This is a genomic window from Streptococcus sp. KHUD_011 (assembly GCF_046352925.1).
GTDB lineage: Bacteria > Bacillota > Bacilli > Lactobacillales > Streptococcaceae > Streptococcus.
Genome location: NZ_CP157578.1, coordinates 991,225 through 1,003,470, shown reverse-complemented (window position 1 = coordinate 1,003,470; position 12,246 = coordinate 991,225). Strand labels below are relative to the sequence as shown.

Genomic DNA, 12,246 nt, shown 5'->3' with positions numbered 1-12,246 from the left:
AAATAGACATTCCTCAATTTAGAAGATTATCTATTTTTATATACATAACTATTATATGGAAGGTATCTAATATATCCCTATAGAATTATTTTTTAATAAGCAACGTCACCTGAGCACCACCTCTATCTGGATTTGATAAAAATAATTCTCCAAAATGTCTAGTTGCAACTTGTTTAGCAAATGCTAACCCTAAACCATAGTGCTTATTATTCCTACCTTTATTCTCAGTATAAAATAGCTTATCTGCATTTAATAAGGACTGTTCAGTAAAAGGCATACCATTATTCCACACTCCAAAATTAATATACTCTGTTTCCTCAATGATAGTAAGAGTAACTTTTTTTTCTCCAGAACTATATCTTGCTGCATTTGCTAAAATGTTAATTAATGCCCTATTTAAATTAAAACGATTTCCCTTAAAAAACATTAATTTTGTAGTATTAATAATTTTGAAATCAACCTTTGCATTATTCATTACAGATTTCGCCTCTACTGACAGATCACTTAAAAAATCAGGTAAATATATCTGTTCCCCATAATCTTTATCTTCAATTAGTAATCTTGAATAATCAATCATTGAACTAAAGTATCTTTCAAAAATCACTATACTGTTATTCATTGACTGAGTATATTCCTTCTGTTGATCAGTCAGGTTAGTTAATTCAAGCAACTCTAAATTTCCCTTTAGTACTGTTAAAGGAGTTTTTACATCATGAGCTAATGCACCAACTTGAAAAGATAAATCTTCCTTCTCCCTTCTCTCTGATTTGAGTAGATTAGTTAACTCGTCGTCCTTTTGATATAATACAGAAAGAATTTCATCGAACTCTTGTATTTGAGCGGGAATGTTTTTTTCTTTAAATGTTAACTGCCCCATGTTTAAAGCTTTTTTTTGTATAAGTAGAAAATTTTTTGAAAATTCTTTTATTAATCTTGTAAGTGACCAAATGAGTAAAATCGTTTCGAAAACGAAGAAAAATAAATAAGAAAATAGATTAAATGAAATGTGACGCAAATTCGGATTAACAAACTCAGGTATCATGGGTTGCCTGACAGTAAGTACAATCTCTGAATTAGCATAATACCCATAATACACTGCACTATTACTTACAGATTCATTTTTAGCAAAAACTTCTCGATAGGCAGGTAAATCCTTCTTTTGATAATTACCCTCTTCAATTGTACCTGTCTTGCGATTAAATACAACATAGTCAAATATAGAGTTATTCATTGCTTGAACTACATCACTTAAATTGCTGGTATTACTCACTGAAATTTCAATTTTAGAGCCGTATACATTTAATTGTCCTGTAAAAACAAGTAAATAAGTAAATATAAAAAATAAAAGTATACTCAGTAATGTACCTGTTACTAGTTCTAAAACAGTCCTTATTATGCGTCCTCTAATTGTACTATTCTTCTTAATCATGCCACTTATATCCCATACCTCTAACTGTTTTTATAGGATTAATTCCATAGGATGAGAATTTTAATCTTATTTGATAAATATACTCAGATATTGAACGAAAGAGAGTTTCAGCATCATCATCATAAACATTTTCATATATATCTTGTACAGTAAAAATTTTTCTTGGATTACTAGATAATAGCTCTATGATATCATATTCCCTACTTGTAAAAGCAAGACTATCTCCATTAATACAAACAATTTTTTCTTGTAAATAAATCGTTATTGGAGATAATTCTCGGACAATTTGCTTACTTAATTCACCTTGTTTGTATCGTTCTTCTCGTTTGAGATTTGCTGCAACTTTGGCAATTAATTGATTGATGCTGAAAGGTTTTGTAATATAGTCATCTCCTCCTAAATTCAATCCTGATACTATATCATCTTCGGTATCTTTTGCACTAACAAAAATAATAGGGGAGCTTACTTTATTTCTAATCTGCTTACAAATTTGCATACCATCTATATTAGGCATCATTACATCTAATAAAATCAAATCAAATCCTTTGAAATTATTAATATTGATTGGTACGGTCACTTCTTGATACGTCGTTACCTGATAGTTCTTCATCTCTAAAATAGTTCGCATCAGTTTCAAAATTTCAAAATCGTCATCTACAACTAATATCTTATACATTCTATCACCTCAAAATATTATAGAGAACTACCTGCAAAGCTCCGTATTCTTGACAAAGAATAGTCTCAATACATCAATTTGTAATGTTTCTTATTTATTAAATTAAATTTTTAGAAACCAGTACAAATCTATTTTACACTATCTTGAACAAAATTCGTAATATTTAATAATCTAATTTGAGTGCCATCAATGTCATTTCTTATCCAGCAATTATCATACAATAATTTAATTACCTCATCTGGTTGATCTTTCAAATGATATTTCTCAATGATTAACCCAAGTGCTGCTGAAACCTTTGGTGTTGAAATGGATGTCCCATAAGCATAAGTATATTTCCCTTCAAGTGTCGGTACAATGACCCATTCTTTTTCAAATGCTTTATCATTAGCCCACTGTTGATATCCAACTGTTGCTAGTTTATGACTTCCTCCTCCTGTTGCATATATATCTATTACATTATTTCCTTTATTTGAAAAACTAGATACAAAATCGTTATCATTTACTGACCCTACTGTCACAACATTGTCTAATCCCGCAGGAATATCCATAACTTTCCCATCTATATGTGAATAATCCTTCCCCTTAAGTTCTCCAAGGTAATGTTTCAATGATTCTTGATTATTTAAATCTAGACCCTCATCACCTACTGAAGCAACAATTATTGAACCTTGACTATACGCATAATTGATTGCTCTCTGATAAATGTTAATTAATGCTGTTTGGTCATCTTCTATAGTTGAGTTTTTTAGCAAGTATTCACCCAAACTAAGATTAATAACATCAACATCATCTTTCGCTGCTTGAATAATTGCCTTTAATATCCACTGATCTTGTGCATTTCCTTTATCAAATACTCGATACATTCTAACTTTCATTCCAGGAGCAATACCTAAATAATCTCCGTTTGATGAAATCTGTCCAACCACAGAAGTTCCATGGCCTGTTTTATCTAATATATTTTGATTATCAATTAAGCCCGTTTCCAAATCCGCTGTAAAGTTCTTGACAGAAATAATATTTGAAGATACTTCTGGGTTATCGTAAGTAACGCCTGAGTCTATCACACCAATAGTAGCTTCCCCCGTAGATTTATGACTAAATTTTCTACCTGTACCAATACTTTTTTGCATATCCCATTGATAATCCCAAAAATTCATATTGTTAGTTGTAATTACACTTTCTCCATACAGATAAGTGACATTAGGCTTTACATTCATCATACCATCAATAACTATTTCTTTTATCGAATTATTATTTTCTTTCTTTATCTCTTCTTTACTTTTTCCAGTCGAAACAGTAATAAGATTTATTTCAGGAATAATATCAATAATTTGCATACCCTGTTTAATAAATTTTTGTTGGATAGTATCAACTGCTTCTGTCTCTTTCAGTAGTATATTATATTTAAAATCTGATCGAGTAGTCGCTTGAACTCCGTGGACTGAAAAAAATAATGGAAATAATACTCCAACTGATAATAAGAACTTTCTATTCATATAATCCTCCTTAATGTTTTTATTTGAGATTATATCAGAGAAAATTCAGATTTTATTCAGAGAAAAAATCATCTTTACACTACTAGTGAAATTCAAATTTAAGAAAGAAACAATTTCTAAAATTTTTCATGTCCTAAAAAAACGGAATAAGTTTTGAACTTGTTCAGATTATTTTCTATCCCTTTTTCCACTTATACCCTGTCCAGCCTGCAGACAAGCAAAATAAGGTTAAAGATGATAAAGAAAGTCGTAAAACTAAATAATCCATTTTGAGCTAAATCTGCCGTGTAAAGTTCAATCTCTGTAAAGAGAAGATAAATTCCATAGCCCTCTACGAAAATAAGAAAACTGACAAAACCAATCAGGAAAAGTCCACTTGCAATAAGGAAGATCCTCCATAAAAGAATGAGAATTCCTCCTACTGCTAAAAAAATTACTGGGATAAGGAGTAAATCATTCATGACTTTCTCCTTTCTAGTCAATCAATTGACGATAATGGGTGGCAAGAGAGGAATCAAACTCTTCTAATTTTTGAACTAAGTCCAAATACTCCTCTTTCTCATGATCTTCAAAGTCCACACCTCGATGATTCTGAAGCGTGATTTCCAATTGACTAGTGAGTTCTCGTTTGGAAAAGCTGTAATCGCCTGTCACTTCCTCATAATGTTCCTTTAGTTCCTTGTAGGCTTGGTATTCTTCAGGCGTTTGAAATCCCTGTACTAGGGCTTCTTCTAATTGATAATAGGTATCTTCCATCATAATCGTTACCTCGTTTCTTTCTATCTTTATTCTACCGCGCTTTTCTTTTCTTGTCCGCTATTTATATCTATTTTTTAATCTAATTCAAAAGAAAGTTGTTCTTGCTTTTCTTTTCCTTTTTCGTGGAATTGTCTTAAGGCCTGATCAATAATATCTAAATCCGTTTCTGTTTCAATCAATGGTGCGAGTACATCGTATTCGGCCTTTTTAGTTTGATAATCTTCTTCCTTTGGAAAATTTTTCTCAATTTCTACTCTAGCAGTAGTCCATTTATCCTTTAATTCATCCAATAAGTTCTGAGTTTTCACTTGGTCCTCTTTAATGTGATCAATCGTATGCTGAAGCCTTTGAATTGTCCCTAAAGGAGAATACAAATCTAAACTGACAGAATACTGATTTTCTCCTACAATTTTAACAGAGAAGGTTTCAGGAAGAGGTTGATTTGTTGGAAGACTAAGCATTTTAATGTCAAATCCTCTATAACTGGCTAGGGTTCGAAATTCTTTGCTGTCAGATTGATTATGACGGATAAGACGGTGTAGGGATTCCCCTGCTTCAGCTCGTTGATCAAAAGCTTGCTTACCTACCGTCATAGAAAATACCTGGTCTTTCGATATTTCAGACTGTTGAATGTCGCCTTCATACTTACTTAATCGTTTCTCAATAATAGGTATATTTTCTTCACAGTAAGAGATTGTATGACGATAGTGATCCTTGCTGCGTTGAAAGGCGCGTCTTTGATTTTCTAATAGGGTTAGATCATTCTCTAGTTCCATCTTATATTTGAGATAAGGATTACCTGTTGCTAGCGCCTTAAAATCAGAAGCTGTCATGGTCTGCTCATCAATGTCTTCTGCAGCACGAATCGGCTCCTTAGAAGTCATAATTTGCTTAATATAACGGAGTTTGTTCTCCTGAGTTGCCCATAGATAATTATCAAATGAACCTTTTGTAATGTAGTGGTAAATATCCACTTCCTTGTTTTCATTTCCTTGTCGGATAATCCGTCCATTGCGTTGCTGAATGTCACTTGGTCTCCACGGTACATCTAGGTGGTGGACTGCTTTCATTTTGCTCTGAACATTTAAACCTGTTCCTCCTTTTTCAGTTGAGGCAAGGAGAATCCGCACCTCTCCTGCATTGACCTTTCGAGACAAACTATTCTTCTTTTCATCACTATTGGCATCATGTACAAAGGCAATTTCCTTACTAGGGATTCCTCTATCAACTAATAAAGCCTTAATCTCAGAATAAACATCAAAGCCATTATCTTTTTTCTTAGGTGTGCCAATATCTGAAAAAATCATCTGAGTAGCCTTATTTTCCATTCCCTCACGATAAATTCTTTCAACATTATCCACTACCTGAAGCAGTTTATGATTGTCTGCTAGACTATAACTAGAGTCCAATAAACGCATATCAATAGCTAGTTTCCGTGCCTCACCTGTTATCTTTAACATGTTATCCTGACTCGGATCAACTGTTCCACATTTGACCATATCTGACCTCATAACTAATTCTTCTAAATAGAGTTTCTGGTTTTCAGTTAACTCACTCTCAATAGGGATAATATGAGCTTCTGGAACAGGTAAATCCAACATATCTTGTGTTTGAATGTCGGCTGTTTCTTTATAGATTTTCATCAACTCAGGTAGATTGACAAACTTTTTAAATCGTTTCTTAGGTTGGTACTTATCGCCTGTAGGAGCTAATTCCATAGAGTTTTGAATTTCTCCAAAAGCACCTACCCAAGAGTCAAAATAATCAACTTGATAGCGTTTTAAGATATCTGGTTGAATATAGTTCATCATAGTATATAACTCACTAATAGAATTGGAAACAGGAGTTCCTGTCGCAAAGACAATGTTTTTAAAATCATGTTCTTCCTGAATCTGTCGAACCTTCATTTCCATATCCACATTCTTCTTAGAAGTTGTATTGGTAATCCCTGCTACATTCCCAAGTCCAGTAATTGGACGAATATTTTTAAAGTGATGTGCTTCATCCACAAAGAGAAAATCAATTCCTAAGTTCTCAAAATCAATAAAACTATCACGATTGAAACGTTGCAGTTCTTCCAATTGTTTCTCTAGACCACTTATTGATTGCTCTGCTTCTTTAACGGTATACTTATTTTCAGAATGTGTTTTAATCTCTCGTAGTTCATTGAGTTTATCCTCGATATAATTCATCTGTCTTTCCTTACTGACAGGGATTTTTTCAAATTGAGAATCCCCAATGACAATGGCATCGTAATCTCCTGTAATAATACGTGATACAAATTGTTTTCTTCTCGCCTTCACAAAATCTTTCTTAGTGGTCACAAAGACCTTTTTAGTAGGGAAAAATTTCATGATTTCTTGGCCAAACTGAGCAGACAAACTAGAGGGCACCACATACAAGGGCTTATGAACCATCCCCAACTCCTTTAATTTAAACCCAGCACCAAGCATGGTCAACGTCTTTCCTGAACCTACCTCATGAGCTAATAAGGCTCTTTTTTCTTCTACGATTCTTTGAATGGCATTCTCTTGGTGAGGACGAAGACTGATGTTTTGTGCCAAGCCATCAATGACTAGATGGCTACCGTCATACTCTCGACTAACCGTTCGATTATAAAGACGATTATAGCTTTCCTCAATGACTTGTTGGACTTCTGGATACCGTGAGACAAAGTCTTGAAAGAGCTCTTGTAAATGCTGCTCTTTTGCTCTTAGAACAGAGGTTTTTTCCAAATCTGTGATGGTCTTTTTCTTTTCTCCTTCCGTAACAGTCATAGTAATAGTTGGTTGGTTCGAATTAAGTAAGTTCTCAAAAATCTTTCTTCCTGTATCATAACGTGAGCCACTGACTCCAAGACTACTATCTTTGGCACTTGGATAGCGATAAGCAAATGATGTCCTTAAATGAACCTGCCCATCGACAGGATTCGCTTCAATGACCTGTTCAACATCAGGCGAAGACAATTCAAATTCACGATTGGTAAAACATTCAAAGGCAAATTTACCATAAACGGATTGAGGAATCCAACGTGACCCTATTTTAAACTCAATATCTGCCAGATGAATCCTTGGAGGGCGAACAGATTCTAATAAATCTAAAGCATGGCTCCAATCATATTCTTGGTTGTTTTCCTCCACTAATAGTTGAACTACTTCTATCTTATTGAGAATGTCTCCTGATAAAAACTGGTTCTTAGAAAGATATTTTCTTTCCCCTCTTAAATAGCTTTCTGGATCTATTAAAATCTGGTCACCTAACTCATCTAAAATAGCAGCTTGGCTATGTTCGGGATAAATTGATACCATATAGTCTAAATCAACCCCTCTACCATCCGATAAACTAGAGTTTAAGGCATCTAGAGCCGTTGAAACTCTTGCAATCACTCTCTCTGGCCTAACCAATGCTTTCTCAAAAGCTAAAGATTTCTTATATTTTACTTTCTGGTCTTTAGAATCAATGTATTCATCTTCTAAACTTGCTAGTAAAGAATACTTATCGTCACTATCAAATAAGTTCCGATTAACGGAGGCATTCAAGTATCCAAATTGACTTACAAAGCGGTCATAGTCACGATTGAGTTTACTAAGTAATACCTGAAAATCTGTCCGACTATAATCTTGATGACGTTGAATTTCAATTAAGGATTGATAGGTCTCTCTCAAATCAACCATGCCCTTAATACGACTAATATCCTTATCCGATAAGGGGCTTTCATAAAAGACAGTTTTTTTGAACAGTCCCTTATATTTCCCTCTTTTACTCGCTTCTTCTGACTTGTATACATCTAGTGCTTCCTCATCTGTCAAATGAAGTTTCACGAATCGATCTATTTTATGTTCAGACAAAGAACTGTCCCAGGCTTTAAAATCTCCCTTTTCGTCTACATAATAACTAATTTCGTCTACTTTTGAACTTTTCCGAATGCCATGCGTATCTCGGTAATAAATTTGATTTCCCTCATATCCAAAAGAATATAGCGCTAAGTCCTCACGTATACGACTTGGGATAGAATTATCCACTTCTTCTTGGATAAAAACAGGTGCTTTCAAAGAATTGTCAATTTGTTTAGGTGCTTCCACATTCTCGAATGCTTTCATAATGTCAGTAGCTAATGTTTCTGATACCCCCTTAACATTGAGAGTTCCTCCATTAAAATTGCGTACCTCATATTGACCCAAAACTTGTGTATTGTATTTCCCATCAAAATAAGGATTGATCCAGACACGCTTATCCTCCTCAAAGGGAATAGAACCACTAAAAACAAGTTCCTCTTCATTAAGATTCTTTGCTTGATCCTTTTGAAAGAAGAGAAGATCTGTGGTCACTCGAGTACCTGCAATCTTTTTAAAAGCCGTATCCGGCAACCGAACTCCCCCTAAAAAATGAGTGTTGGTTTTAATCTCTTGTAAGACATTATCTGTCCGCTTATCCATTGTGCCAATAGATGAGATAATCGAAACTTGTCCTCCGTCTCTTACTAAATCAAGTGAGTGTTTGACAAAGTAATCATGAATCATATATGGTTTATCATAGTTTTTATCGGCAATCCGAAAATTTCCAAAAGGAACATTCGTTAAGACTAAATCAAAACTATTATTTTGATAGGGAACTTCTTCAAATCCTCGAACTTCAATATGGACATTTGGATGGAGTTGTTTTGCGATTGCACCTGTCACACTGTCTAATTCAACCCCATAGAGTTCTGATTTCTCTCGTATACTTCTAGGCATAGCCGTAAAGAAGTTCCCAGTCCCCATAGAAGGATCTAATATCCTCCCTCCCTCAAAACCATCATCCAGTAATTTTTGCCAAATCTGGCGAATAATCATTGGGTCTGTATAATAGGCTGTGAGAGAACTTTGTTTCATGGTGGAGTATTCTAATTTACTTACTAAGCTCTTGAGAGTTAAACGTTCTGTTTCATACTTTGGATTGAGTTCATCAAAAAATTCATTGGCAAGGCCACCCCAGCCGACATACTTGGCTAGTAGCTCTTGTTCTTCTGGATTCGCTTGTCGTCCCTCTTTTTCTAATCTTTTAACAAGTTCAATTGCGGCGATATTCGTTTCAATTTTTTCTCGATTTGTCTTAGGATAAAAGTCCTCTAAATCATCTGGAAAAACAAAATCTTGAACAGGGACATCCGTCTCTTCTATATCTGAAATAAGCGTTTCTGTTTCCTTATCCTTTTCATTATCTTCTTCCAGATAGGAAAACAAATCTATTTCCTGACTTTCACTTGATGAATCAATCTCAATCTCTGAATCTTCTTTTTCAAGTTCTACATGAGACAATACTTGTTTAATCTCTTCCAAACTGTTCAAGTATAAGATAGGATTCTCTTCAAATAACTGGTTGGAATCACTGAATAGCTCTAGGCGAACTAAGTCATTTAACTGTGCATTTTCAATCGAAACCAACTGAAATACTTGTCCTTTATAACTTACTTGTGAACCGATTGGATATTCCCTCAAAGCTTCTTCTACAATTTTATCTACTTTAGATAGGGAATGAACTTCCACATTTTCTTCTACCTGCTCAATATTATCTAAAGGTAAGACCGCTTCCTCTACTTGATTAGACTTTACACTTCTAGCCTTTACCTCATCAAAGTGAGTAATAATCTTCAGCTTTTGTGTCAGTGGGAGTTGTTGGTAGTTTTCTTCATGATGGACAAGATCCGAAACGGTATCTAAAGTAGCCATTAATTCAGAACCCAAATAGGCTAGAACATCTCCCTCTTTTTCTTCAAAATGAATCTCAAGAACTTCTTTTTTAAGCTCTTTTGAGTCAACCATTAGAAGAAATTCCTCTATATCTCTACTAATACGGTCAGATAGATTATTCGCAACTCGATAGACATTGACTAAATTGACATCCTGATTCTGATGAAATACAAGCTCACTTAATGGTGTTAGCTTCTCTTTTTCAGATTGGATGTAAAATCGAGTGGAAAGATTATAGGTTGCGACTTCTAGCACCAAGTTTTTCTCAAAATTACTTAATTGAGATAATTTACTTAGACCTGCTTGTCCAAAATTTCTTGTGTAACTTTCTAAATCTTGGTCATTATTTTCAGAACTAGCCTCTAGGAAAGAAATAATATCTTGATGAAACGAATACACATGAGGTATCTCTTCTATCTTGCCCTCTTCAGCCAAAAAACTCTCTACCAAGTCTTGCCATTTCTCCTCAAAATGTTGCGCTTGATAACGAAGAAATAGGTCCATTTTCTCCCTATCTTTTGGAATTGTTCCACGAAACATAGCCAATAATTTCATTACTTCCATACTCGCTCCTTTCATCTATACGAAAATAGGAGAATCACATGATTCCCCTACAACTCTATCTCCATTTCAACCTTTTGAGGACTGGTTTCTAAATCACTAGACAAAAGAGAAATAGAATCTGTTCTCATGTAGTAAGTATATAAGTCTTCTAGGTCTTGTTCGTTTTCAATCCCTGTTTCAATACTAATCAGAGCCTGTATAAATTCCTTGTAGTGACTCTCCATCATATCTGAAATCTTTTGTTTCATTTCCATAAATACTGAAGACGGTTCAGTTATACTTGTTTGGTCTATGTCTTGTAAATCCTTTTCTAAGGGATTGGTTCCTTCTTCTACTTCCACTAAATCTGAACGTCCATCACCATCAGAATCTGCGCTAAGAGGATTGGTTCCTAGCGCTAATTCTTGAGCATCAGTTAGTCCATCTTGATCCGAATCACGTTGATAAATGGCTTCCATATACTTCCTTCTTTCCTAGTTAATCTTTTTTCACTCCAATCCTACCAAATATTCCTTGAAAGAAGTATCACAACAAAAAAGAGAACGAGCCAAAACTACGTTCTCCTTAAAATGATAAAAATATATTTTATGCCACAAAAGATATGTAAACTAATCTTTTAAATAATAAAAAAGTTCCGATGTTTGTAAATGTTTTGAGTAAATGGAAATTACTTTTTCACCTTTTGGAAATACTGTCTTTCTCTTCAAATCTAATAAAGATTGAGGAACAATTTTCCTAGAGGTCTCTTTCAATGTTAATGCTAGTATCTGTTTTCTTGTACGTAAAGCATAATCAAACTCCAAATGCAAATAACGTCCTGAACCAGTTAGATGAACATGCTTTCCCAATAACTCCTCAATGGATCCTAAAACTTGTAACTTTTGCATCGTGGTTCCATCTTTTTTTATTTTCAACTCATCAATTATGACATGTTTATTTAAACAATCGTCAAAGAAACTGCCTGCACCTTTTTGGTAATCAACACCACATAGGTGCATGAAATTAGTAGGTGAAAAATGAAGCTCAACACTTTCAATTTCCGTTTCATAATACATGATTTTGCCAACAAAGTGTTTTTTAAAAAAAGAAGCCGCAATTTGTAACTGTGTAAAAAAACGCTGAAGTTTTATTTTTTCGGTGTAATTAGGATTACGATAAACTTCAAAATTTTCCATATTTTCCATAATTTCCATATTTTCCTCACAAAAAAGGTGGTTTACAGAGTCTGTAAGCCACCTAGTCAGTCGGTTTATTCTGGTGTCTGCCACCGCTTGGCCCTTACGTCCAAGATTGCTATCGGATTTCGTTCTGGTGTCCGCCACCGCTTGGCCCTTATGTCCAAGATTACTATCAGATTGACCATGAGCCGACCACTCATCTACACTATTTATTTTACCTGAAAATATCTAAAATTTCAAGTGTAAACTCTTCTATTTCGTAGTATAGGCAAAACTAATGGCACTATCTGCTTGAGAGATTTTTCTAAAGGTATAGTTAGGGTTGCCACCATAGTTAGTTTCAGACACAAGGAAAGACCCATCATCATAGACCTTCTATAGCGATAGGTAAAACTTTGATACTATCTCCATCTTT

9 protein-coding genes and 1 pseudogene are annotated in these 12,246 nt (G+C 34.3%); 1 reads left to right on the top strand and 9 read right to left on the bottom strand.

Features of this window, described 5'->3' with window-relative positions; genetic code table 11:
• Positions 1 to 85 precede the first annotated feature (85 nt).
• The 8 genes from ABKJ27_RS04620 to ABKJ27_RS04585 form a co-directional block, all read right to left on the bottom strand.
• Complete coding sequence (locus ABKJ27_RS04620; RefSeq protein WP_410011420.1) at positions 86 to 1,429, bottom strand: sensor histidine kinase; 1,344 nt, start codon at positions 1,427 to 1,429, stop codon at positions 86 to 88.
• The gene (locus tag ABKJ27_RS04615; RefSeq protein WP_261076928.1) at positions 1,422 to 2,105 is read right to left on the bottom strand and encodes a response regulator transcription factor; all 684 of its coding nucleotides are present in this window, start codon (positions 2,103 to 2,105) and stop codon (positions 1,422 to 1,424) included. The genes ABKJ27_RS04620 and ABKJ27_RS04615 overlap by 8 nt, the downstream gene beginning before the upstream one ends.
• 128 nt (positions 2,106 to 2,233) lie before the next feature.
• Positions 2,234 to 3,601, bottom strand: a complete 1,368-nt coding sequence (locus tag ABKJ27_RS04610; protein ID WP_261076929.1) for a S8 family peptidase — start codon at positions 3,599 to 3,601, stop codon at positions 2,234 to 2,236.
• A gap of 191 nt (positions 3,602 to 3,792) precedes the next feature.
• The gene (locus ABKJ27_RS04605; RefSeq protein WP_410011419.1) at positions 3,793 to 4,062 is read right to left on the bottom strand and encodes a DUF5966 family protein; all 270 of its coding nucleotides are present in this window, start codon (positions 4,060 to 4,062) and stop codon (positions 3,793 to 3,795) included.
• A gap of 13 nt (positions 4,063 to 4,075) precedes the next feature.
• Positions 4,076 to 4,360 (bottom strand): DUF5962 family protein, encoded by a 285-nt coding sequence (locus ABKJ27_RS04600; RefSeq protein ID WP_125450897.1) that lies wholly within the window; start codon positions 4,358 to 4,360, stop codon positions 4,076 to 4,078.
• A 74-nt stretch (positions 4,361 to 4,434) separates the two neighbouring features.
• The gene (locus ABKJ27_RS04595; protein WP_410011418.1) at positions 4,435 to 10,653 is read right to left on the bottom strand and encodes a DEAD/DEAH box helicase family protein; all 6,219 of its coding nucleotides are present in this window, start codon (positions 10,651 to 10,653) and stop codon (positions 4,435 to 4,437) included.
• 47 nt (positions 10,654 to 10,700) lie between these two features.
• A complete protein-coding gene (locus ABKJ27_RS04590) occupies positions 10,701 to 11,111 on the bottom strand; it encodes a thrombospondin type 3 repeat-containing protein (protein ID WP_173305137.1) in 411 nt (136 codons plus the stop codon).
• Positions 11,112 to 11,261: 150 nt separating this feature from the next.
• Positions 11,262 to 11,846, bottom strand: coding sequence for a PBECR4 domain-containing protein (locus tag ABKJ27_RS04585; RefSeq protein WP_226962306.1), 585 nt, complete (start codon positions 11,844 to 11,846; stop codon positions 11,262 to 11,264).
• A gap of 18 nt (positions 11,847 to 11,864) precedes the next feature.
• On the opposite strand from ABKJ27_RS04585, the gene ABKJ27_RS04580 reads away from it, so the two are divergent.
• Entirely contained in the window at positions 11,865 to 12,053 is a 189-nt protein-coding gene (locus ABKJ27_RS04580) for a hypothetical protein (RefSeq protein WP_071788347.1), read from the top strand.
• Between the two features lie 30 nt (positions 12,054 to 12,083).
• Here the strand turns inward: ABKJ27_RS04580 and ABKJ27_RS04575 are convergent.
• Positions 12,084 to 12,206: pseudogene (locus tag ABKJ27_RS04575) on the bottom strand (CHAP domain-containing protein); the annotation flags it as partial.
• Between the last annotated feature and the right edge of the window lie 40 nt (positions 12,207 to 12,246).